The organism is Streptomyces sp. NPDC006365 (assembly GCF_042870755.1).
Taxonomy (GTDB): Bacteria; Actinomycetota; Actinomycetes; order Streptomycetales; family Streptomycetaceae; genus Streptomyces; species Streptomyces xiangluensis.
The window spans coordinates 82440-105414 of record NZ_JBIAHS010000027.1; the positions used below are offsets into that span (position 1 = coordinate 82440).

Consider the following 22975-nt stretch of genomic DNA (forward strand, 5'->3'; position numbering starts at 1 on the left):
GAGAACCGTCATGGACAGCAGACTTCCGACGAGGCCGCCGCACCGGCTGCCGGCGGTTCTGTCCCGCATGCCGACGCTCGAATCGCTCCTGCTGGCCGCCACCGCCCTCGCCCTCACGGTCGGTGGCGTCTTCTGGCTGGCGGGCGCCACCGACCGCGCCGACCTGTTCTGGGCCCTGGGCACCGTCGTGGCCGTCGCCCCGGCCGTGGGCTGGGTGCTGGGTGCGCTCCGGCGCGGTCACGCGGGCGTGGACCTGATAGCCGTACTGGCGCTCGGCGGCACGCTGGCCGTGGGCGAGTACCTCGCCGGCGCCCTGATCGCTTTGATGCTCGCCACCGGCCGCACCCTGGAGGCCGCGGCACAGCAACGGGCCTCCCGCGACCTGCGCGCCCTGCTGGAACACGCGCCCCGCACCGCCCGGCGGCGCGCCGGCACCGAGGTGCGGACGGTGCCACTGGGCGAGGTCGCCGTCGACGACCTGCTCGTCGTGGGTCCCGGCGAGGTCGTCCCGGTCGACGGCCGCGTCGTCGACGGCACGGCCGAACTCGATGAATCGGTCCTCACCGGCGAGCCCCTGAACGTGCGACGGCCGGCGGGCGAGCCGGTGCGCAGCGGCGTGGTGAACGCGGGTGGCGCCTTCGAGCTGCGTGCAACGGCGACCGAGCAGGACAGCACGTACGCCGAGATCGTACGGCTGGCGCGGCAGGCCGGTGCCGAGTCCGCACCCGTGGTCAGGCTGGCCGACCGGTACGCGGCCTGGTTCCTGCCTCTGTCCGCGGCGGCTGCCGGGCTGGCCTGGCTGGTCAGCGGTTCCGCGGTGCGGGCAGTGGCGGTGTTGGTGGTCGCCACGCCGTGTCCGCTGCTGCTGGCGGCGCCGGTCGCGGTGGTCTCCGGGCTGTCGCGGGCCTCGCGGCTCGGCGTGGTGATCCGGGACGGCGGTGCGCTGGAGAACCTGGGCCGGGCCCGCACGCTGCTGCTGGACAAGACCGGCACCCTCACCGGCGGCCGGCCCCGCGTGCTCGACGTGATCGCCTCCCCTGACTGGCAGCCGTCGCAGGTGCTGCGGGTGGCCGCCTCGCTCGACCAGTATTCGCCGCACGTGCTCGCGCGGGCCCTCGTAGACGCGGCCCGCGAGCGGGGGCTGCGTCTGTCGGTGCCCTCAGACGTGTCCGAGGAACCCGGCCGAGGTGCCGTCGGCTCCGTCGCCGGACGTCGGATGGGCGTCGGCCGCCTCGACGCCCGGACCGAGAAGCCCGCCTGGGCCCGCGCGGTGGACAACCGGGCCCTTCTGGACGGCGCGAGCGTCGTCTGGCTCAGCGTCGACGGGCACCCCGTCGGTGCCGTGCTGCTGCGTGACCCGCTGCGCCACGACGCGCCACGCACCCTGCGCCGACTGCGGGTGGCGGGCATCGAGCGGCTCGTGATGCTCACCGGCGACCGCGCCGAACCCGCCCGCGAGGTCGGCGCCGTACTCGGCCTGGACGACGTACGAGCGGAACTCGCTCCCATCGACAAGGTTGCCGCGGTGCGCGTCGAACGCGACCGCGCGGTCACCGTGATGGTCGGCGACGGCGTGAACGACGCCCCCGCGCTGGCCGCCGCGGACATCGGCGTGGCGATGGGCGCCCGCGGCTCCACGGCGTCCTCGGAGGCCGCCGACATCGTCCTGACCACCGACCGGGTGGACCGGCTGGCCGACGCCGTCGCCATCGCCGTACGGTCCCGGCGCATCGCCGTGCAGAGCGCGCTCGGCGGCATGGTGATGTCGCTCGCCGCGATGGCCGCGGCCGCCTTCGGGCTGCTCCCACCCGCCGTCGGCGCCCTGCTCCAGGAGGGCATCGACGTCGCCGTGATCCTCAACGCCCTGCGCGCGCTGGGCGGCGACCGGACGGCGCGTCCGCCGCTCCAGCCGTCCACGGAGGCGCTCATTCACCGCTTCGCGGCGGAGCACGACGATCTGCAGGACGTGGTGGAGGCGGTACGCGGAGCCGCCGACCGGCTTTCGGACGGCACCGGAGCGGAACCCCTGGCGGCGGTGGCCTACGTCCACCGGCTGCTCACCGAGCGCCTGCTGCCGCACGAGCACGCCGAGGAGCACGAACTCTACCCGGCGCTCGCGCCCACGCTCGGTGGCCCGGAGGCCACGGCCACGATGAGCCGCGCCCATGCCGAGATCGACCGGCTCGCCCGCCGCATCGCCACCCACCTCACGCTGGCGGGCCCCGACGGGGTTCTGGCCCCCGAGCAGATCGACGACCTGCGCGGCTGCCTGTACGGGCTGCACACCGTGCTGCGCCTGCACTTCACGCAAGAAGAAGAGAACTACTTCTCCCTAGCGCCATGAGGTGACGCCATGAACGACCCCACGGGGAACCCCGATGCCGCACCGGTGCTCGCATGCGCGCACCTCGTCCGGCGGTTCGGCGAGCGCACCGCCGTAGACGACGTGAGTCTGAGCATCGCACCGGGTGAGACGTACGGCCTGCTCGGGCCGAACGGTGCGGGCAAGACGACGACGATCCGGATGGTCTGCGGCCTGCTGCACCCCGACTCCGGCACCGTGCACGTGGCCGGCCGCCCGGTGAGCACCAATGCCGGGCCGGCCAAGCAGCTCATCGGCTTCGTCCCGCAGGACGTGGCCCTCTATCCGGACCTCACTGTCCGCGAGAACCTGCGCTTCTTCGGCCGCCTCTACCGGCTGCCGCGCCGTCAGTTGGAGCGCCGCGTCGACGAGGTGCTGGACCTCATCGATCTCGGCGCGCGGGCCCGCGACCGCGTCGACTCCCTGTCGGGCGGCATGCGCCGACGCCTCAACATCGGTGCCGGGCTCGTGCATTCACCGACTCTGCTGGTGCTGGACGAGCCGACGGTCGGCGTCGATCCGCAGAGCCGCCACGCGATCCTCGAGAGCGTCACCCGGTTCGGCGAGGAGGGCATGGCCGTCCTCTACACCACGCACTACATGGAGGAGGCCGAACGGCTCTGCGACCGCGTCGGCATCATCGACCGGGGCCGCCTGGTCGCCGAGGGCACCCAGCGCGAGCTGGTGGCGCTGGTGGCCGAGCGGGACCGTGTGCGGCTGACCGCCGTCGGCAACCTGGTCGCGTACGCGGACGCCTGCAGCCGCCTCGCCCGGGTCGAAGGCGCGGCGCGGGCCACCGGGAACGGCGACGTGGTCGAGCTGGTCGTCAAGGACGCGCGCAGCCTGCTGCCGGACCTGCTCGACCTCGCCCACGAACAGGACGTCGACATCAGCAGCGTGGAGATCGACGAACCCGACCTGGAGGCCGTCTTCCTCCACCTGACCGGCACGGCGCTGAGGGAGTGAGCCGTCGTGGGTGTCGTACTCGCCATCGCGGCCAAGGATCTGCGCCAGCGGCTGCGCGACCGTTCTGCCTGGGTGATCGTGTTCCTGGCGCCGGTGCTCATCTCCGCGTTGATGGCCATGGCGTTCAACAACAACTCCGACTTCCGCGCGAACATCGGCGTCGTGGACCTCGACGAGGGTCCGGCCGCCGCCGGCCTCACCCAGGTGTTGAAGAGCCCAGAGCTCGAGGACACAGTGCACGTGCGGTCGTACGACGACGCGAGTGCCGCTCGGCGGGCCGTGGACGCGGGCGGCGTGCATGCCGCGATCGTCGTACCCGACGGGTTCACCGAGTCGCTGCGGGGCGGCACGGCGACGCCTGTTCTGGTCCTGGACAGCGTCGACTACGGCCTGCAGGCGCAGCTCGCGCGGGCCGTCACCGAGTCGTACGTGGCCCAGGTGAACGCCGGCCGGCTGTCGGTCGCCACGGCCGTCGCGGCGGGCGCCTCGCAGACGGACATCCCCGAACTCGCCGCCAAGGCAGCCCTGTTGCGCCTGCCCGAGCAGGTCCGGGCGGAGGGGCTGCCCGACGACCCGCTGAAGGTGATCAGCTATTTCGGACCCAGCATGGGCATGTTCTTCGTGCTGTTCACCGTCGGCTTCGGGGCGCGCGGCTACTTCATCGAACAGCAACAGGGCACCCTCGACCGGATCGCGGCAGCACCGGTCGGGCGCAGTGCTCTGCTGATCGGCAAGTCGGTGTCGACGTTCGTGTACAGCCTGGCCGGGCTGGCGACTGTGACCCTGGTGTCGTGGCTGGCCTTCGACGCCAGCTGGGCGGACCCGCTCGGGGTCGCGGCCCTCAGCGTGGCCATGGCTGTGTGCGTGGTGTGCTTGACCGCGCTGGTCATCGCGCTCGTACGGACCGAACAGCAGGCCCAGGGACTCGCCTCGATCCTCGTCTTCGCGCTCGTCCTGCTCGGCGGCAACTTCGTCTTCGCCTCCGGCACCACACCGGCGATCCGCAGCCTCGCCCTGTTCACGCCCAACGGCTGGGCCCTGCGCGGCTTCACCGATCTGGGCACCGGGGTGCGCGGCTGGGACGCCGTAGGTGCTCCACTGCTCGGCATCGCCGCGTTCTCGGCCGTCGTCGTCGCGGTGACGGCACTGCTCCTTCGACTGAGGAGGACGTCATGACCGCGCTCGCCGTGACCCGGGCCACCCTCACACGCGTGCTGCGCGACCGCACGGCGCTGTTCTTCATGGTGTTGCTCCCTGTCGCCATCATCGTCGTCATCGGCGTGACCGTCAGCGGCTTCGACCAGTTCCGGATCGGACTCGTCCCTGCGGCCCAGGCGGGCCCCGTGGCACGGGAGTTGACCTCGGACCTCAAGGACGCACCCGGGCTGCGTACCCGCACGTACGACACCGCGGCGGACGCGCAGACCGCACTGCGCCGCGCGGAGCTGGACGCGGTGGTGCTGGTGCCGTCCGGTCTCGACGCGGACGTACGGGCGGGGCGTTCCGTCACCGTAGGGGTCCTGGTGGAGCCTTCGGGCAGCGCCGGGCACTCGGCCGTGACCTCGGTGTCGGCCGTCGTGGCCGAGCACGCGGCACGCCTGCAGGCCGCCCGCTTCGCCGGTGACCAGGCCGGCGGCGACTTCGACGCCAACCTCGCGCTCGCCCGCGGCACCGAACAGGCCGCGGCTCCCATCGCCGTACGCACCGTGACCGTCAACGGCGAGAGCGACTTCCTGCCGCTCGGCTACAGCTACAGCACACCCACCATGCTGGTGCTGTTCGTGTTCATCAACGCCCTGGCGGGCGGCGCGGCCATCGTCGAGACCCGCAGGACGGGCGTGTACGCCCGCGCCCTCGCGGCGCCCGTCTCCGCCCGCACCGTGGTACTCGGCGAGACCATCGCCTACCTCCTGCTGGCCCTGCTGCAGTCCCTGCTCATCGTCGGCATCGGCGCGCTGGCCTTCGACGTCGCCTGGGGCGATCCGCTCGGCGCGGGCGTCCTCGTCACCGTCTGGGCGCTGGTCGGCACCGGAGCCGGTGTGCTGGCCGGGGCCCTGTTCCGTACGCCGGAGCAGGTGCACGCGGTCGGCCCGGCGCTCGGCATCGGCCTCGGCATGCTGGGCGGCTGTATGTGGCCGCTGGCTCTCGTGCCAGACTGGCTGCGCACCGCGGGCCACGCGGTGCCGCAGGCCTGGGCCGTCGACGCGTGGACCACGCTGCTGTCCCGGAACGGGGACCTGTCCGCGATCCTGCGCGACCTGACGGTCCTCGCCGCCTTCGCCATCACTCTGGTCACCCTGGCGTCCCTGGCCCTGCGCCACCGGCTGACCACGAGCCCCGGGGCGTGACCTCCGATCGGCAGGATCGCATCTCGGTACGCGGAGACGAATCCTCGATCCGCCTCGACACGGGCGCCCCTTCCTGCATGGGCAGCCGACCGCCTTTCGCCGCAGTCAGGCACGGCGTCCCGGTCGCGGTGTGCGCCGCCCGTCGGCGAGAGCGTGCATCCGCGCCCGGTAGGTGGCCGCGTCGATCCGGCCGTACAACCGCCGTGCCACGACCCGCCGTTCGGCCGTCTCCAGCGCGGCACGGCGCCGCCGGATCCGAACTCTCGACAGGCGGCGGCCTTCGGTGGGCGTCAGCAGACGGGCAGTGTCGTACAACGCGCCTACGAGAATGAGCAGTTGGAGCAGAACGGCAACGGTAACCATGGCGTGGCCTGAGGAGAGGCAAGCCATCCGCCCGCTGCGGACGGCACATCCCCAGCCTGCGCACGAGCGCCATGCCGGCCCAGGGCCGACTGGGCTGCTTCCGGGGCCGACCGTCCCCTTCACCACTCGGCGGCCGCCCGCGCCCCTCAGTCAGTTGTGCGGAATCACCGCGGCCGGCGCCGCCGCGTGACGCAGCACGGCATGCGTGACAGGCCCGATGCGGGCACCGAGCACGGTCCGGCGGATGCGGCGGCCAACGACGCTCGGCCGCCGCACCGACAAGGTGGCCGCCCCGTGCCCGCTCGCGGCCTCCACCCATTTCCCCGCCTGCCCCGGCTCCCTGGCGTGCCGACGCTATCGGGTCCCGATCCGCGACGATCACCCTTCGGCCCACCCACCATCAAGCCGCGCACCGTGCCGACCGATCCGTCATGAGGGAGCAGCCCGCCCCCCACGAAGATCCCGGCAGTGGAGCTCGCCGTGGTTCGGGCCGTACCCGCCCTGCCGTGCGGCCGGTGCCCGGGGGCGGAGCGTGAGCGCCTGCGCAACGACGGCATCCTGATCTCCTGACTGGTCCGCGTGACCGGCAACGCGGTCATCGGGACGATGGCGGCGACGGTCCTACAGTGAGCCTGACCGCGCTCGTCCCATCCAGCGGCGTCGGGCAAAGGTCCTTGGGCGAACTCGCCCGGACGGCAGCTCCGAAGGGTCCGCGCCGATGACCGTTCTGAGGTAGGCAGGCCGCCACGGCATCCGCGCCACCTGGGACGGCACGGGGAGCGTCGAGGACGCCTCCCGGGCGTTGGGGTTCTCGCGGGCGAAGGGCTACGACCCCGGAACTGCATCCTTGCTCCGGGTGCTCGAAGCGGCCTGTCGTAGCCCTCCCCACGCAGAAGCCCGGCCGGGATACCGGCGGGGCTTCTGCGTGTCACGCCCTCTCACACAGCTCTCACCAACTGCGTGGACTCCCTCGGACAATAAGGACCTGACCTGGCATTGTGGGCCTACCCTCGATCGGCTGGACGCCCCTGGACGGTCTTTACGACCTGTGCCATGTTGTACCGAGCGAGGGGCCCAAGATCAGGACTGGCGCCTGTTCCGACCCGATCGGGCTTCACATAGCACCGCTTGGTGGTCGCCACGTGGGTGTGTCCGCCCACCGAGCGAGGATGTGGTCCGGCACCTCATAGTTGGTCAGATACGTGAGACACGATGCGCGTGCATCGCACAGACGTACCCGGCGAAGCTTCAGGAGCACCATGATCCGGTAGGTCCGCCGACGGAATTGCTTGGTGTTGCGAGGCTTCCGCCCCCTCCCTCCCCGGGGCTGTAGTGCTTGGTGCGCCGAAATCGGCGATCAAACTGGCAAGTTCCATTGACATGCTCTTGGCTGACATCTACTTTCTGCTCGAAGTTGCGAACAACGTTCGACTTTTCGAACCATGGCCGTCAAAGGGGACAGCCCGTGTTCCGCACCCGTCACTGGCTCATTCCTGAGACAGCTCTGTTAGCCCCCTCCGCCGCCTTCGGCACCCGGCCCGCCACTGCGGAGCCTCCGGTCGCTGCCACGCTCAGGCGGGAACCGCGGCTCCTCGGCCACCGACCGGCATTACGCGACGTCCGACGTCACGAGGGAGCGGTCTTGCCCCAACGGCACGGAGGCCGAGTCTCACCACTCGGCCCTGGCTATGACCTGATCATGACACTTGCAGAAAGACAGGAATGCGCATGTCCGCGGTTCTCGCTCGGCTGACGGCGATGTTGGTCGCCGCCTGCCTGCTCTTCACAGCCCAAGTCGTGACCACGCCTCAGCGGGCCGCCGCCGCGGACCCGGGCTACCTGATGACGCACTTCATCGGGGAGGGGGCGACCGGTCAGCAGATCTACTTCTCGCACAGCACGGACGGCCTGAACTGGACCGACCTCAACGGCGGCGGGATGGCCCTGCGGTCCACCGTCGGCACGCGCGGGGTGCGCGACCCCGCACTCGTGCGGTCACCGGACGGCAGCCGGTACTGGATCATCGCGACCGACCTGTGCATCGGCTGCGGACAGTCCTGGGGGGACTCCACCTCCAACGGCAGCCGCAACCTCGTGGTGTGGGAGTCGACGGACCTGGTCACCTGGTCCGCGCCGCGGCTGCTCGACGTCGCCGGCGCGATCCCCGACGGGCGCAACGCGTGGGCGCCGGAGGCGATCTGGAACCCGGCCACCAACGACTACGTCCTGTACTGGGCGACCAACGCGACCCTCAACGGCGTGCTGAAGCACCGCATCTACTACGCCCGGACCACGGACTTCCGCACCATCACCACTCCGCAGATCTACATCGACCGCCCCGGAACGCAGGGCATCATCGACACCCAGATCGTCGAGGTGCCGTCAGGTGTCGGCGACTTCCGCTACGTACGGGCCTCCGGTGACGGCCAGATCACGCTCGAGGGCAGCAACTCGATCCTGGGAACGTGGACCAGCCTCGGCAACCTCTCCGGCATCGGCCTGACCGGCTCGCAGGTCGAAGGCCCGATGTGGATGAAGTTCCGCGACCGCAACGAGTGGACCCTGTACCTCGACCAGTACGCCTCGGGACGCGGCTACATGCCGGTTCTGACGACCAACCCGTCCGCCTCGGGCACCTACCGGCTACCGGCGTCGGGAACCTACAACCTGGGCGGGACCAAGAAGCGTCACGGCTCGATCCTTAACCTGACGGCGGCCGAGGAGAGCCGTGTACAGGCGCGCTGGCCCAACACGACGGCCAAGCGGCTGCAGTCGTTCAACTTCCAGGACCGGTACGTGCGGCACGCCAACTTCGACGTGCGCATCGACCCCAACGTCAGCCCCGCCCAGGACTCCCAGTTCCGGCTGAGGACCGGCCTGGCAGGCTCCGGCACCGTCTCGTTCGAGTCGGTGAACTTCCCCGGATACTTCCTGCGGCACGCCGGATACGACTTCCAGCTGGCCTACAACGACGGCACCACCCAGTTCGCCGCAGACGCCACCTTCCGCCAGGTAGCCGGGCTCGCCGACGCAAACTGGTCGTCGTTCCAGTCGTACAACCACCCCGACCGGTACATCCGCCACTACGCGTACCAACTGAAGCTCGACCCCATCACCACCGCGACGGGGCGCAGCGACGCCACCTTCCGTGTGACGAGCTGACCTGACAGGGATGCCGGCGCCCCTCAGGCGAACTCCCGCCTGCCGTCCCCTCCAGGGAAAAGGCGCCGGCATCCCGACGCGAGCCATCCCGGTGACCAACGACGTCCGAGCACCGTTCTCCTCATGATCGGCCGCTGCATCATCTGGCGAAACGGCCACCCCGACGGCCGGCAACTGCGTGCCAACCGTGGTTGCCAGGGCGAAGGTTGCCTGATGCGGCACTAGGTGAGCGGCAACCTCAGTTCGAACAAGGCGCCTCCGCCGGGGGCGTCGGTGACTGTCAATGTGCCTCCGTGGCGTACGGCGATGTCCTTGGCGATGGCGAGGCCCAGGCCGGCGCCGCCGTCGTCTCGGGCTCGGGATTCGTCGAGGCGGACGAAGCGTTCGAAGATACGGTCGCGGTCGGCGAGGGAGACGCCCGAGCCGTCGTCGGCGACCTGGAGGACCGTCTGGTCGGCGTCTGTGCGCAGGGTGACGGCGACGCGGTCGCGGGCGTGGCGGCGGGCGTTGTCCAGGAGGTTGCCGAGGACACGGCAGATCTGGTTGCGGGAGCCGCGCACCTCCACGGACTTGACGCTGTCGAGGGTCACTCCGTCACGGGAGGACACCTCCTCCGCCACGACCTTCGCCAGGTCGAAGCGCGCGTCCGGCGGGGGCCGCTCCCCCGCGTCCAGCCGGGCGAGCAGCAGCAGGTCGGCGGCGAGGCTCTGCAGTCGTACGGTGTCCTCGACGGCCCCGTCCAGGTCCAGCAACTCCGGGTGCGCGGCTCCCACTTCGAGCTGGGTGCGCAAGGACGCTATGGGGCTGCGCAGCTCGTGCGAGGCGTCGGCGACGAACGCGCGCTGCCGCTCGACCGAGGTCTCCAGGGCGGCGAGGGTCTCGTTCGTCGTGCGGGCCAGGCGGGCGATCTCGTCGTGCGTGTCCGGCTCGGGGACGCGGCGGGAGAGGTCCTCGGACGCGGTGATGGCCCCCATCTCGGCGCGGATGCCTTCGACGGGGCGCAGCGCCCGCTTGGTGACCACGTACGTCACCCCGCTGACCGTCAACAGCAGCAGGGGCAGCCCTATGAGCATCGTCGTCAACGCGGTGCTGACGGCGTCCTTTTCGGTGGAGAGCGGGGCGCCCGCGTAGACGGTGAGCAGGACACCTCCCGGCGTGATCAGGTCGACCGCGGCGAACCGGTACTCCGCGGTCACCCCCTCGACGGTCGCGGTGCCCTCGCCGTACCAGGTCTCGTCGGTGATCTCCCCGGCGGAGAGAGTGCCCCCGTCCTCCGCCTCGCGATCACCCTCCGCCTTGTCGTCGGCGTCGTCGTTGGTCTCGGAGTTCAGCCGCTCCGAGGCGACGGCGGTCACGTTCATGGCCTCGACGTCCTCGCCGGCCGCGACGGGCTTCTCGTTCCGGTCCAGGACCTCGACGGGGTTCTCGTCGCCGTCCGGCAGCTTCAGCTCGTCGTACGCGAACCCGTTCGCCAGCGCCGAGGCGGCGTTGCGGGCCACGGAGTCGGCCTCGGCATCCGCCTTGTCGGTGAGGGTGAATCGCAGCGAGAGCAGTACGGCGGTGCCGGCGGCGACCAAGGCTATGGCGACGACGACGGTCGTGGCGAGGGTGGCGCGGGCCCGCACGGAGCCGAGACGACGGTTCACGGGCGGGCCTCCAGTCTGTATCCGTCCCCGCGTACGGTCTTGATGAGTGCGGAGCCGACCTTGCGGCGGAGAGTGCTGATGTAGACCTCGACGATGTCCGGGGCGCCCTCGTACGCGAAGTCCCAGGCGTGCTCCAGGATGTCGGACTTCGACACGACCTCACCGGCCCTCATAGATCGGCACGTCGCGGCCGGCGGCGCGCAGGGCGGCGCACACAGGCGTTCAGCTCTGGTGGAGCCTCGAGTAGCGCGGTGGTGGGAGACGGGCGGGTGCATTCGTTCAGCTTGGCAAACCGAACCTGAAGTGGCTTTCAGGTGGCTTCAGGTTTGCTTCAGCGTCGATCGGCCAGATTGGTCCCCGTCGAAAGCAGATGAGGCAGACAAGCCGACTGCAACCGTCAACAACATCCGTTGCCGGCTGCAACCAGTCGCATTCTGGAGGAATCCCGTGAAGCGCAACGTCGTCATCGCCACCATCGCGGCCGTCGCCCTGATCGGCGGCGGCACCGCGACCGCCATCGCGGTCACGAGTGACGACGAGGCGGTGGCGAAGAAGACCGTGACGGTGTCGAACGACGACACCAACCGCGACAACACCGACAACACCGACAACACCGACAACACGGCCCAGGACAGGGCCGCGGACCAGTCTGCCCGCGCCACCGACGAGGACGCCGAGGACAAGGCCGAGAACGCCGCCGACGCGAAGGCCGGACAGATCACGGCCGCCGACGCGATCAGGGCGGCGCTGAAGCACACGACCGGTACGGCGGTCTCGGCCGACCTGGACGACGAGGGCACGGCCCACGTGTGGGAGGTCGACGTGCTGACCGACGGCGGTGCCTGGCACGGCATCCAGATCGACCCGGCCAACGGCAAGGTTCGCGGCTCGCACACCGAGAAGGACGACGACGGTGACGATGCCGCCGAGACCGCGCAGATCCGTGGCGCCCTGAAGGGGAGCTCCGTGACCGCCGCGGATGCCGCCGAGGCCGCCGCCGCCAAGGGCACGGTGACCTCCGTCGACCTCGATGAGGAGAGCACGGACCAGGCTTGGGAGGTCGACACCACCGCCGCCGACGGCACCGGCAGCGACTGGCGCGTGAACCCCGACTCGGGCAAGGTCACCGCCGACCGCTCGAACGACTGACCCAGGCACACGAACCACCGGGCGGAGTGACCCCGCCGCCCCCGTCGGCCCACGGTCACTCCCCCAGGAGGACCGCGTCTCCTTCCTCCACACCGGGAGACCGACTCCTCCTCCCTCCCGGGAAGGCCGAAACCTCCACTCCCCCTTGAGGAAGGACGCCTTCCCCACCCCCACAGGTAGGGGCACCCGACACCGGGTGCCCCTACCACCGCATCAGGGCCTGTCCGGCAGATCATGCCCCCGGTGTGTCGGCATTTCTCGACACAGCCGAGGTCGCGTGCCGGGTGCTGCGTTCGCCTGTGCCGGCCGAACGTTGTGTGGTTGATGCCGCCCCCTGTTTCGGACGCCTCCGGCGCGCCCGCGGACAGCCACCCGCACCGGTCCGGTGACCCACCTCACACCCGACTCCTGTCAGGAATCGCTGCGCTGTCCCGCTCAAGGGGCAAGCGATTCAGACAGGAGGCACACCATGAAGCACCGCATCCTCGTCCTCGGCGCCGGTTACGCCGGGGCCTTCGCCGCCGGGAGCCTGGCCCGCCGCCTCTCGCCCGCCGACACCGAGATCACCGTCGTCAGCGCCGAGCCGGTCTTCGTCGAGCGGATGCGCATGCACCAGCTCGCGGCGGGCCGGGAACTCGCGACCCGGCGGCTCGCCGACGTGTTCGCGGGCACCGGGGCACGGCTGCGCGTGGCGCGCGTCACCGCGGTGGACCCGGAGCGCAGGACCGTCACCGTGACCGGCGAGGACGGTGACGGCGAAGTCGGGTACGACACGCTGCTGTACACGCTCGGCAGCCGGGTCGCCGACCACGGTGTCCCTGGTGTGGCTGAGCACGCCTTCGACGTCGCGGGACGGCCGTCGGCGCTTCGGCTGCGCGCACGCCTGGACAGTCTGGGCGGAGCCGGCACCGTGCTGGTCGTCGGCGAGGGCCTGACCGGCATCGAGACCGCCGCCGAGATCGCCGAGTCGCGTCCCGGTCTTTCCGTGGCGCTCGCCGCCCGTGGTGAGCTGGGAGCCTGGCTCTCCCCGGCGGCCCGGCTCCACCTGCGGGAGGCCTTCGACCGGCTGGGCATCACCGTCCACGAGCACACCGGCATCGAAGCCGTCGGGGCGACGTACGCGGTCGGTGCGGACGGCACCTCCTTCCCTGCCGACGCGACCGTGTGGACGGCCGGGTTCGCCGTCGACCCCATCGCGGCCGCCGCCGGTCTCGAGGTCACCGAGGACGGCCGGATCATCGTCGACGACACCATGCGCTCGGTCTCACACCCGGACGTCTACGCCGCTGGCGACAGCGCGTACGCGATCGGCGAGAACGGCCGGCCACTGCCGATGTCCTGCGCCTCTGCAGGACATACCAACATGCAGGCGACGGACGCGATCGTGGCACGGCTGACCGGACGCCGGGTCCCGAACGTCAAGAAGACCTACATCGGCAACCACATCAGCCTCGGGCGGTACGACGCGATCTTTCAGATGGTCGACGGCGACGTACGGGCGAAGTCCTGGTTCGTGGGCGGCCGGAAGGCCGCGCGGTTGAAGGCGGGCATCCTCAGGGGCAGCCTGTGGAGCGTCTCGCACCCGACCTTCGGCATGCCGAAGCGCAAGCGCCGCCTGACCACCACCACGACGGCTGCCGACACCACGGCCGTTGCCGCCGCGCCCGAAAATGCTGCCGCATAAGGTCGTCTGCATGGAGAGCACCGTCGCTGATCGCTTCGAGGCCGGCCGGGCCCGGCTGGCCTCGCTCGCGTACCGTCTGCTCGGCTCGGCAGCCGACGCCGAGGACATCGTGCAAGATGCGTACCTGCGCTGGCACGCCGCCGACCGGGAGCGGATCGAGGTGCCGGAGGCGTGGCTGACCAAAGTCGTCACCAACCTGTGCCTGGACCGGCTCCGCTCGGCACCGGTGCGCCGCGAGCGCGCGGCCGGCGCCTGGATGCCCGAGCCGCTTCTCGACGGCGACCCGATGCTCGGCCCGGCCGACACCTTCGAGCAGCGCGAATCGGTGTCGCTCGCCGTCCTGACCCTGATGGAGCGGCTCTCACCGGTCGAACGGGCCGTCTACGTCCTGCGCGAGGCGTTCTCCTACCCCCACTCCGAGATCGCCGGGATCCTCGACATCTCGGAGTCCGCGAGCCAGCAGCACGTCCACCGGGCCCGGCGCCGGATCGCGGCCGCGCGCCGCGGCGGCGGTGAGGTCGACCCGGCGTCCGCGCGCAAGGTCCTCGAGGAGTTCCTCGCCGCCGCGTCCTCGGGTCGTACCGAACGTCTGGTGGCGCTCCTCACCGACGACGCGACGGCGATCTCCGACGGCGCGGGCCTCTCCAGGACGCTGTGGCGCTACGAGACCCCCGAGCGCGTCGCCGCCGTGATGCGGACCGCCTTCAAACCCACTCCCGCGAAACGGCGCCTGGTTGGCGGCTCGCCCACGATCCACATCGGGCAGGTCAACGGCTGGCCCGCCGTGCTCCTCGTACTCGAGGAGCGGATCGTGGGCGCCGCGGCGTTCGAGATCAGCGACGGCAAGGTGGCGGCGCTGCACGGCTTCGGCGCCGCGGAACGGCTCGCGCGCCTGACCGGGATGTGGCGGCAGCAGGAACCCGACGCGCCAGCCATCGGCCAGTGGTGACCGGCGTCTCCGCCGCGTAATGCGCGGTTCCAGCGGATGCGGAGGCCGATCTGTACGGAGACCGATCTGTACGGAGACCGATCTGCACGGAGACCGATCTGCACGGAGGCCTTCCCGCCGTGGTCGGTTCCGGCGTGGTCGATGATCCGGCCGGGCGCAGCCGGACCGGGACCGGGATCGATGTGGTCGTGCTCGCGGCTCAGGAAGCAGGCGTCATCACCGAGCCGGCTGCTTGGCGCGGTGGGGTGCACGGCCGGACTCAGACATGCAGGGTGGGCCGGTAGATGAGCTCTTGGACGTGACCGTCGAGCGTCCGGCTCTCGATCAGCTCAAGATCGAAGTCGGCCGCGCCCTGGAAGACCGGGTCCACCCCGGTCTGACCGGTGATCACAGGGAAGAGCGTCACCTGGACGCGGTCGACCAGACCGGCGGCCATCAGTGCCCGGTTCATCGACAGGCTTCCGTGCGAGCGCAACGGCACCTCGGACTCCTCCTTGAGCCGGGCGACGACGTCGACGGCGTCACCGCTCACGACGTTCGCGTCCGGCCAGTCGAGAGGTCCTTCCAGCGTGGTCGACACCACCGTTGCCGGCAGGCTCCTCATCCGGGTGACCCATGGATCACGCACGTCGGACTCCTCGGTGCTCGAGGCCAGCATCCGCGCGAACGCCCGATATGTGTTGGCCCCGAAGACCATCCGCTGCTCCTCGCGGTACAGGGCGAGGCGGTGGTCGAGCAGCTCAGGACCTTGCTTGCCCCAGTAGCCGGTCCAGTTGCCACCGGCGGCGCCGAAGCCGTCGAGGCTGGAAAAGACGTCGAACGTGTAGGTAGCGGTCATGATGCTCTCCTCGAGTGCGGTTGATCGTGTGTTGGAGATACAGACCGGCAACCGCGGCGGGACTCATCGCCCCTGGACTCCTGGAATCCGGCCGCCCAGTAGCGGCGAGATGTACGCGGTGATCCGCATGCGCTGGGAAGCCGCGCGCCCGGCAGATGGCGAGCGAACGGGAGACGACGGGCCAGGAAGCAGGCAGAGACCGGACAGGCCGCGCAAATTCTCGATGCGGTGAAATTTGACAGCACGAAGCCCTGGGATGCCAGAGGACGAACACCCGGGTGGCGTCATGGGTCGGTCGGGTGGCGTCATGGGTCAGTCGGTGAGCCCAGGCCGGTGAGGGCACCGACCGGGTCGAGGTCGGGGGTGCCTCGGGGCCACCAGTCGTCGTGGCCCGGTTCCGATTCGTACGCGTACCAGAGGCCGTCGTGACCGAGGCGGAGCTGTATGTGGCCGCGAGGGTGGGTGAGGTGGTTGTGCCAGGGGCGGAAGGCCGGGAAGTCCGCAGCCAGGAGGAGGGGGCGGGCGCGGTCGAATCGACCCGCCGGCGGGTCCCAGGGTTCCTCGAGGACGGCGAGCCCTTCCAGTCCGCCCTGGCGCCAGGCGGCGACCGCGCGTGCCAGGTCGGCGGCGGTGCGGCCGGCGGCGGAGGCGAGGGACGCGTACAGGGCGCGGGTCGTGGCTGTGAGGCCGGAGCCGGGGCGGGCGGCGGCGAGGCGGACGGCGTCCTGCCAGAGGGTCAGCTCCGCTGCCGGGTCGCGTCCCGTCGTGAGCAGCGCGTGCGCTCGGGTGGCCGCGTCGGTGGCCAGCTGGTCGAGGGCGAACGGGTCCGGGCCGCCGGGGGCCGCCGGATAGGAGGGCGGCTGCCCGGGGTGTGCGGGCGGGAGCAACGGCTCGGGCAGGGGCGGGAGTTGGCGGGACGCCAAGGCGTCACGGGCTCGTACGCCGGGGAGTTCGGGTTCTTTGCCCTCTCTGCCTTCCTTGCCTGCGTGGGCCGAGCGGGCGGCCAGGGCGGCGTTGCGGCGCGACAGCGCGTCCAGCAGCTCGCGCTCGCCTCGGCCGCGCAGCAGGAGCAGCACGAAGGGGTCTTCGTCCAGCAGCCGTGCCGTCTGATAGCAGAGGGCGGCCGCGTGCTTGCAGGGGTGGCCGTAGTCGGGGCAGCTGCAGTGCGGTTCGAGATCTCCGGGGCCGGGCAGCAGCTCGACCCCGCACTCGGCGAGCGACTGGGGCATGTCCTTGTCGAGCAACGCCGCGATGTGCCCCGGCCGTTCGGCGGCGGCTTCCAGGAACCGCTCCCAGTCCTCGTCCGCGAGCGTACGCATACGGATCTGCACCCGGTACGGCCGCGGCCGGCTCCCGTGCACATACGCGAGCACGAGCCCCGGCGTGACGGTCACGGCGTCCACGTGTCCCTGCCCCGCATACACCCGCCCGCGCGCAAGCCGCGCCGGGTCCAGCGCGGCCTCCTCCAACGCCCGCACCCAGGCGTCGCCCCACCATGTCTCGGCGAACCTGTCCCGATCCGGGGGCCGCGACGGCAGGGCGGGGAAGGTACGACGCAGGTCGGTGCCGTGGGCCGGGGAGCCCATGGGGCGGGATGGGGGCGTGTGCGGCTGGAGGGCTCCGCCGGGCACGGAGGTGGAAGGGGACGACGAAGCGTCCGCGTCGGTCTGGGTCCCGGTGGGACGCGTACGGGCGCCTCGGCGCACGGAACCGACAGCGGAAGCGGGTGCCGCCCTGGGTGGGAAGTGTCGCTCGGTGGGCGCGGGAGCGGCCTCCGGCGTCGTTGCCGAGGGTGTGGTGCTGCGTGATTCGTCAGGCCTCGTCGTCCGGGCTTGTCCGGCCGGCCACGGCGGCGCTTCGGAGGCGTCGCTCAACCGGTCGGCCATTTCCGGAGCCTGAGCCGCCGCGCGACGGCCGGCGGTGCTCGGCGACGGTTCGGAGGCAGGGGTCCTCCTCGCGTCAACGGGGCGGCTCGGACCACCAACTCCCTTGGCCCCGGCGGCCGTGCGACCGGTGCGGCTCCCTGCGGATCGCGCGGCGCGCAGCGCCTCGCGGGCCACGTCACCGGGACGCGGTGTACCGGACGCCCTGCCGCTGCCGGGCCGACCGGCGTCGGGACGGCCGACGGCCGACGGCTCGGACGTCTCCTGGGAGCGCACAGTGCCCTCCGTCTCCTGGGAGCGCACGGTGCCCTCGGCCCCCGCCGCTCCGGGCACCTCGTCGCCGGTCGGCGGGGACGTCGCTGCCCCGCCTTCCGTGTGAGCCGCAGCGCCCGCGCCCCGACCGGTCGCGCCTCGCAAAGCCTCACGCGCCACGTCACCCGGACGGGGTTCACGCGGTGCCGTCCGCCGCCGGTCAGCAGTCGTCCCGGCGGCTGCCTGCTCCGTACCCCGTGCCGCCGTTCGCGTCTGAGGCGCGGCGGAATCGTCCTCCTGCGGGGCGGCCCCGGCGTTCCCGGCCTCGCCACGCCGCGCGGCCCACAGGGCACGGCGGGCCACATCGGCAGGCCGGGCCTCACCGGATGAGCTCGACGTGTCCGGCCGAACACCTCCGTGCGGCGGCTGCGCGGACCGGCCCGGCTCGGCGGCCGTGCTGCTTTCGGCGGATCTGTCGCGCCCTGCCGACGCGTTGGGCTCGGCTGACATCACGCCGACCTCCGGAGTGAGACCAGGTCCGACAGCTCGCGGTCGGTCAGTTCTGTGAGGGAGGCCTCGCCGGAACCCAGGATCGCGTCGGCCAGCGCCCGCTTCGAAGCGAGCATTTCGGCGATGCGGTCTTCTACCGTGCCCTCGGTGATGAGGCGGTGGACCTGGACGGGCTGGGTCTGGCCGATGCGGTAGGCGCGGTCGGTGGCCTGTTCCTCGACGGCAGGGTTCCACCAGCGGTCGAAGTGGACGACATGGCCCGCGCGCGTGAGGTTCAGGCCCGTGCCGGCCGCCTTCAGAGACAGGACCAGGACAGGCGTCGCCCCGCTCTGGAAGCGGTCCACCATGTGTTCGCGCTCGGGCACCGGCGTACCCCCGTGCAACAGCTCGACCGGTACCGCTCTGGCCGCGAGGTGGGAGGTGATCAGTCGCGCCATGCCGACGTACTGCGTGAAGACGAGCGCCGAACCGTCCTCGGCGAGCAGCGTGTCCAACAGCTCGTCGAGCAGGGTGAGTTTGCCGGACCGGGCGGCGAGCCGGTCGCCGGTCTTCGGCGGGACGTCCTCCTTCAGGTACAGCGCGGGATGGTCGCAGATCTGCTTCAGCGCACCCAACAACTTCAGTACCAAGCCACGGCGGGCGATGCCCTCCGTCGTCTCGATCGCCAGCATCGACTCGCGCACCACCGCCTCATAGAGCGCAGCCTGTTCACGGGTGAGTGGGACCGGGTGGTCCGTCTCCGTCTTGGGCGGCAGCTCGGGGACGATGCCCGGGTCCGACTTCTTGCGGCGGAGGAGGAATGGGCGGATCAGTCGGGCGAGGCGGCCCACGGCTGCCCCGTTCTCGTCGGACTCGCCGTTCTCCACCGCGCGCGCGTGCCGGGCGCGGAAGGACTTCAGGGGGCCGAGCAGTCCGGGGGTCGTCCAGTCGAGCAGGGCCCAGAGTTCGGAGAGGTTGTTCTCCACGGGGGTCCCGCTCAGGGCGACCCGGGCCGGCGCGGGGATCGTCCGCAGGGCCTTCGCGGTCGCCGAGTACGGGTTCTTGACGTGCTGCGCCTCGTCCGCGACGACCATGCCCCACCGCTGCTGGGCGAGCCGGGCCGCCCCCGACCGCATCGTCCCGTACGTGGTGAGGACGAATCCGCCGTCCAGGTCCTCCAGTGTGCGGCCCGCTCCGTGGTAGCGGCGGACGGGGACGCCGGGGGCGAACCTGTTGATCTCCCGCTGCCAGTTGCCGAGCAGCGAGGCCGGGCAGACCACGAGGGTCGGCTCGCGGCGCGCCCGCTTCAGGTGGAGGGCGATGACGGTGACGGTCTTGCCGAGCCCCATGTCGTCGGCGAGGCAGCCGCCGAGGCCGAGCGAGGTCATCAGATCGAGCCAGGCCAGCCCGCGCAGCTGGTAGTCCCGCAGCCGCGCCGTCAGACCGGCGGGCGGCTCGGCGGGCCGCACCCCCGCCGTCAGCCGGTCACGCAACGCGGCCAGCGCGCCGACGGGCACCGCCTCGACCGTCTCACCGTCGACCTCCGCGCTGCCGGTGAGCGCGGCGGAGAGCGCGTCCACCGGGTCGAGCAGACCCAGTTCGCGTTTACGCGCCTTGCGGACGAGGGCCGGATCGACGAGCACCCACTGGTCCCGCAGCCGTACGACGGGCCGGTGTGCCTCGGCCAGCGCGTCCATCTCGGCCTCGCTGAGCGGATCGCCGCCGAGCGCCAACTGCCAGCGGAACTGGAGCAGTTCCTCGCTCTCGAAGAACCCGGTGCCGTCCGTCGCCGAACCCGGCGCCGGACGCACCACCGCCGCCGCGCTCAGGTCCTGGGCGAGGTCGCGAGGCCAGTGCACGGCCACACCGGCCGCGCCGAGGCGGGTCGCCGCGACGCCGAGCAGATCGGACAACTCGTCCTCGGACAGCGCGAGTACGTCCGGTACGTGCTGTTCCGACAGCCGGTCCAGCGGCGGCCAGACGCGGGCCGCGCGCCGCACGGCCAGGGCGGCGTCCACGCGCGCGCGTGGCCCGAACGTCTCGTCGGCCTCGCCGGCCCACAGGGCCGCGGCGTCGACGACGAGGGTGGGGTCGGCGAGGCTGTGCACCTGGACGACGGCCGCGCCCGCCCGCCGCGCGGCCTCGCCGTCGTCGGTGTCGCTGTCGTCGAACAGGTCGTACGCGGAGAGGTCCAGGCGCAGCGAGATGCGTACGCCCGCGTCCATGCCCGCGGCGACCTCCGCCGCCCAGTCCCGGGCGCCCGGCAGCCGCTGCGGCTCGCGCGCGGCGAAGGGTTTCCCGACGGCGTACGGCGCGGCCTCGGTGCGCGGCAGGGTGTCGGCGACGGCGTCGAGGAAGGCGCGCATCAGCGCTTCCGGGTCGGGCAGCCGGAGGGGGCTGCGGCCAGGGAGGGGGACGGCATGTCCCTCGTACGGGAGGGCCGCGGCCATCGCCCTCAAGTGGGCGATGTCGTCCGGGTCCAGCGGTCCCGCGCGCCAGGCGTCGTGGCCGTCCCGCGTCAGTCCGGGCAGCAGTCGCCCTCGGGCGAGGAGCCGCAGCGCGTGCAGTGCGGCGGCGCCCCAGCACGCCGTGGCGGGATGTGCCGCGGGGTCCCGCCTCGCCCGTACGAGCAAGGGCAGCGCCTCGCCGACCGTGAGGCTCAGTGCGGGCGCCGGTCCTCGCCTGACTTGCGCGCCGTGCCGCCGTACGACCGTCAGCTCGGTCCGCTCACCCTCCGGCAGCGCCCCACCGTCCGGGTCCCAGAAGGCGATCCGCCCGTCCCGCGGCAGTCCGGCCGGCAGAAAGACGGCCGCGAGCCGAACCGGCACCGCTGTCCGCGCGGCTTCGCCCACTCGCCCCTCGACGTCTTCCACGCTCATACTCCCGGCCACCTCCCTCACCCCAGTCAGACCACCCGGCCCGGTCAGAACACTCGTCGCCGGACCAGTCGGATCACTCGTCTTCGACTGTACGGGCCGGGTCTGACAATGGGTCGGCGGCCGAACCACAAGGCCAGGAAGGTCAGGGCGTCGTTCTGGAGACCACGAACACCATGGGACGGCCTGGCTTCGACCAGTTCACGACCACGTCCAGCGTGGGGGTCGGGTTCTTCCGCGCACGGGTGAGGCCCGACCAGGGGCCGGGTCCCGTGAAGTCCCAGTCGACGATCTTCCGATGGCGGGCGCTGATGGGGAAGTCGTCCTTCTCCAGGGCGGCGCGGCTGGTACCGATTTTCTTGAGGAACGTGTCGAGGCCGTCGTCGCTGGTGAGGAACTGGACGTACAGCCGGCTGGTCCTCCAGTTGTTCGTCTCGTAGTACGCGACCTTCTTCGAGCGGGGCGGGATCAGCACATGGTAGAGGCGGCGCTGGACACGCGAAGGCCAGTCATGAGTGAGGCCCGTTGCGGAATACTTCTCCTCCTTGCTCCTGCCGCTGTCGCGACTCTGGTTGGCGGAGATCACCAAATAGCCGGCCGGAATGCCGATCAGCAGCACGATGATCAGTAGCGTCAGCGCACGGCGGCGGATCATGTGGCCCCGGCCCTCGGGCGGGCGAGGCTCGTGGGGAGATGGCGTCCGGTGGGGCAGCGAGGTAGTCGTCACAGCGACCCCTGCGTCGTACGGCGCGACTGCACATACCGCTCGTATCGCTCATAGCGCTCCACCCTGCGCCGGTTGGCGCGCCGGAAGCGGCGGGCGACGAGCCGGGCGAGATCGGCGGCGCCGACCATGCCGGCCTCGGGGCCGAGTTGGGCGCGGGCGATACGGGCCTCGGGGCGGTAGCCGCGACCGGTCAGATGACGTCGGAAGGCGTCCCGCGCGGGGCCGATCAGCAGGTCGTCGGCCGCCGAGACACCGCCTCCGATCACGAAGCAGGAGGGGTCGAGCGCGGCAGCCAGGTTCGCGATGCCGACGCCGAGCCACTGGCCGATGTCCTGGAGCAGCTCGACGCACATCGCGTCGCCCTCGCGGGCCAGTTCGGTGATCATCGGGCCCGTGATCTCGGAGATGTTGCCCTTGACGTGCTCGATGATGCCGTACGCCACCGGGGAGTCGGCGGCGGCGAGTTCGCGGGCCTCGCGCACCAGCGCGTTGCCGGAGCTGTACTGCTCCCAGCAGCCGCGGTTGCCACAGGGGCATCGGTGGCCGCCGGGTACGACCTGCATATGGCCGAACTCGCCCGCCACACCGAACTTTCCGCGCTTGACCTGACCGTCCTCCAGGATCGCGCCGCCGATACCGGTACCCAGCGTGATCATGACCAGATGGTCCTCGCCGCGGCCCGCTCCGAAGCGCCACTCGGACCAGGCGGCGGCGTTGGCGTCGTTGTCGACGAGGACGGGGACGGCGAGGCGGCCGGAGATGCGGTCCCTCAGAGGCTCGTTGCGCCATGACAGATGGGGCGCGAACAGGACGCGGTTGCGGTCGGCGTCGACCCAGCCGGCCGCGCCGATGCCGACGGCGTGCACGTCGTGCCGGTCGGAGAGGTCCAGGACCAGCTCGACGATGGTGTCCTCGACGACCTTGGGGCTCTTGGACTTGTCGGGGGTCTCGGTGCGGACCTTCTCGAGGATGTTGCCGTCCGCGTCGACGACACCCGCCATCACCTTCGTACCGCCGATGTCGATGCCGACGGTGGGAACGCGGGGAGCCGTCAGATGCGATCGGCGCTCACGCGTGCCGACGGTCCGCAGGACGGTGGCCCTTGCGGAGCCGCGGTGTGCGAGGGCGAGGTCGCGGTAGGTGCTCATCGCGCCGATTCTGCCGCACGTCGGCGCCGGCTTGCACAGGGAGGCCCTTCGCTTCGCTCGGTGCCGCCTGGAAACTGCAGGTCGAATACCAGGTCACAGGTGCGTCGCGGTTGGTCGCGCCCCCGCGGCGGAG

The 22975-nt window shown here is 71.5% G+C and carries 15 protein-coding genes and 2 pseudogenes; 8 read left to right on the forward strand and 9 right to left on the reverse strand.

Features of this window, described 5'->3' with window-relative positions; all coding sequences use genetic code 11:
- Positions 1-10 precede the first annotated feature (10 nt).
- The 4 genes from ACFYO0_RS42510 to ACFYO0_RS42525 are packed head-to-tail and all read left to right on the forward strand — an operon-like array spanning position 11 to position 5676.
- Positions 11-2344 (forward strand): heavy metal translocating P-type ATPase, encoded by a 2334-nt coding sequence (locus ACFYO0_RS42510; protein WP_388687050.1) that lies wholly within the window; start codon positions 11-13, stop codon positions 2342-2344.
- Positions 2345-2353: 9 nt separating this feature from the next.
- A complete protein-coding gene (locus ACFYO0_RS42515; protein ID WP_388687052.1) occupies positions 2354-3328 on the forward strand; it encodes an ABC transporter ATP-binding protein in 975 nt (324 codons plus the stop codon).
- A 6-nt stretch (positions 3329-3334) separates the two neighbouring features.
- Positions 3335-4504, forward strand: a complete 1170-nt coding sequence (locus tag ACFYO0_RS42520) for an ABC transporter permease (RefSeq protein ID WP_388687054.1) — start codon at positions 3335-3337, stop codon at positions 4502-4504.
- Positions 4501-5676: an ABC transporter permease gene (locus tag ACFYO0_RS42525; protein ID WP_388687056.1), complete on the forward strand. Its 1176-nt coding sequence runs from the start codon at positions 4501-4503 to the stop codon at positions 5674-5676. The genes ACFYO0_RS42520 and ACFYO0_RS42525 overlap by 4 nt, the downstream gene beginning before the upstream one ends.
- A gap of 105 nt (positions 5677-5781) precedes the next feature.
- Here ACFYO0_RS42525 and ACFYO0_RS42530 read toward each other — a convergent pair whose 3' ends face one another.
- A complete protein-coding gene (locus ACFYO0_RS42530; protein ID WP_388687058.1) occupies positions 5782-6039 on the reverse strand; it encodes a hypothetical protein in 258 nt (85 codons plus the stop codon).
- Between the two features lie 150 nt (positions 6040-6189).
- A pseudogene (locus ACFYO0_RS42535) lies at positions 6190-6300 on the reverse strand (universal stress protein); the annotation flags it as partial.
- A 1467-nt stretch (positions 6301-7767) separates the two neighbouring features.
- Between ACFYO0_RS42535 and ACFYO0_RS42540 the strand changes: the two are divergent.
- Positions 7768-9201 carry a glycoside hydrolase family 43 protein gene (locus ACFYO0_RS42540; protein WP_388687060.1) on the forward strand — a complete coding sequence of 478 codons (1434 nt, stop codon included), beginning with the start codon at positions 7768-7770 and terminating at the stop codon, positions 9199-9201.
- 221 nt (positions 9202-9422) lie between these two features.
- Here ACFYO0_RS42540 and ACFYO0_RS42545 read toward each other — a convergent pair whose 3' ends face one another.
- Positions 9423-10847 (reverse strand): ATP-binding protein, encoded by a 1425-nt coding sequence (locus ACFYO0_RS42545; protein ID WP_388687062.1) that lies wholly within the window; start codon positions 10845-10847, stop codon positions 9423-9425.
- Positions 10844-11020 (reverse strand): annotated as a pseudogene (locus ACFYO0_RS42550) (winged helix-turn-helix domain-containing protein); the annotation flags it as partial. The pseudogene ACFYO0_RS42550 and the gene ACFYO0_RS42545, both read right to left, overlap by 4 nt.
- A gap of 274 nt (positions 11021-11294) precedes the next feature.
- On the opposite strand from ACFYO0_RS42550, the gene ACFYO0_RS42555 reads away from it, so the two are divergent.
- The 3 genes from ACFYO0_RS42555 (at position 11295) to ACFYO0_RS42565 (ending at position 14629) form a co-directional block, all read left to right on the forward strand.
- Complete coding sequence (locus ACFYO0_RS42555) at positions 11295-11996, forward strand: PepSY domain-containing protein (RefSeq protein ID WP_388687064.1); 702 nt, start codon at positions 11295-11297, stop codon at positions 11994-11996.
- Between the two features lie 469 nt (positions 11997-12465).
- Positions 12466-13680, forward strand: a complete 1215-nt coding sequence (locus tag ACFYO0_RS42560; protein WP_388687066.1) for an NAD(P)/FAD-dependent oxidoreductase — start codon at positions 12466-12468, stop codon at positions 13678-13680.
- 10 nt (positions 13681-13690) lie between these two features.
- Complete coding sequence (locus tag ACFYO0_RS42565; RefSeq protein WP_388687068.1) at positions 13691-14629, forward strand: sigma-70 family RNA polymerase sigma factor; 939 nt, start codon at positions 13691-13693, stop codon at positions 14627-14629.
- A 259-nt stretch (positions 14630-14888) separates the two neighbouring features.
- Here the strand turns inward: ACFYO0_RS42565 and ACFYO0_RS42570 are convergent, their stop codons facing one another.
- The 5 genes from ACFYO0_RS42570 to ACFYO0_RS42590 form a co-directional block, all read right to left on the reverse strand.
- The gene (locus ACFYO0_RS42570) at positions 14889-15467 is read right to left on the reverse strand and encodes a dihydrofolate reductase family protein (protein WP_388687069.1); all 579 of its coding nucleotides are present in this window, start codon (positions 15465-15467) and stop codon (positions 14889-14891) included.
- Between the two features lie 305 nt (positions 15468-15772).
- On the reverse strand, positions 15773-18112 hold the full coding sequence (locus tag ACFYO0_RS42575) for an SWIM zinc finger family protein (protein ID WP_388687071.1): 2340 nt from the start codon (positions 18110-18112) through the stop codon (positions 15773-15775).
- Positions 18112-20970, reverse strand: coding sequence for a DEAD/DEAH box helicase (locus ACFYO0_RS42580; protein WP_388687073.1), 2859 nt, complete (start codon positions 20968-20970; stop codon positions 18112-18114). Before ACFYO0_RS42580 ends, ACFYO0_RS42575 begins: the two co-directional genes overlap by 1 nt.
- A 142-nt stretch (positions 20971-21112) precedes the next feature.
- Positions 21113-21622, reverse strand: a complete 510-nt coding sequence (locus ACFYO0_RS42585; protein ID WP_388687075.1) for a sugar kinase — start codon at positions 21620-21622, stop codon at positions 21113-21115.
- Positions 21623-21690: 68 nt separating this feature from the next.
- Positions 21691-22842, reverse strand: coding sequence for an ROK family glucokinase (locus ACFYO0_RS42590; RefSeq protein ID WP_386344997.1), 1152 nt, complete (start codon positions 22840-22842; stop codon positions 21691-21693).
- Positions 22843-22975 lie beyond the last annotated feature (133 nt).

Coding starts and splice junctions, on each gene's coding strand:
- ACFYO0_RS42510 (WP_388687050.1), top strand. CDS start 11: ATGGACAGCAGACTTCCGACGAGGCCGCCGCACCGGCTGCCGGCGGTT.
- ACFYO0_RS42515 (WP_388687052.1), top strand. CDS start 2,354: ATGAACGACCCCACGGGGAACCCCGATGCCGCACCGGTGCTCGCATGC.
- ACFYO0_RS42525 (WP_388687056.1), top strand. CDS start 4,501: ATGACCGCGCTCGCCGTGACCCGGGCCACCCTCACACGCGTGCTGCGC.
- ACFYO0_RS42530 (WP_388687058.1), bottom strand. CDS start 6,039: ATGGTTACCGTTGCCGTTCTGCTCCAACTGCTCATTCTCGTAGGCGCG.
- ACFYO0_RS42540 (WP_388687060.1), top strand. CDS start 7,768: ATGTCCGCGGTTCTCGCTCGGCTGACGGCGATGTTGGTCGCCGCCTGC.
- ACFYO0_RS42560 (WP_388687066.1), top strand. CDS start 12,466: ATGAAGCACCGCATCCTCGTCCTCGGCGCCGGTTACGCCGGGGCCTTC.
- ACFYO0_RS42565 (WP_388687068.1), top strand. CDS start 13,691: ATGGAGAGCACCGTCGCTGATCGCTTCGAGGCCGGCCGGGCCCGGCTG.
- ACFYO0_RS42570 (WP_388687069.1), bottom strand. CDS start 15,467: ATGACCGCTACCTACACGTTCGACGTCTTTTCCAGCCTCGACGGCTTC.
- ACFYO0_RS42575 (WP_388687071.1), bottom strand. CDS start 18,112: ATGTCAGCCGAGCCCAACGCGTCGGCAGGGCGCGACAGATCCGCCGAA.
- ACFYO0_RS42580 (WP_388687073.1), bottom strand. CDS start 20,970: ATGAGCGTGGAAGACGTCGAGGGGCGAGTGGGCGAAGCCGCGCGGACA.
- ACFYO0_RS42585 (WP_388687075.1), bottom strand. CDS start 21,622: ATGATCCGCCGCCGTGCGCTGACGCTACTGATCATCGTGCTGCTGATC.
- ACFYO0_RS42590 (WP_386344997.1), bottom strand. CDS start 22,842: ATGAGCACCTACCGCGACCTCGCCCTCGCACACCGCGGCTCCGCAAGG.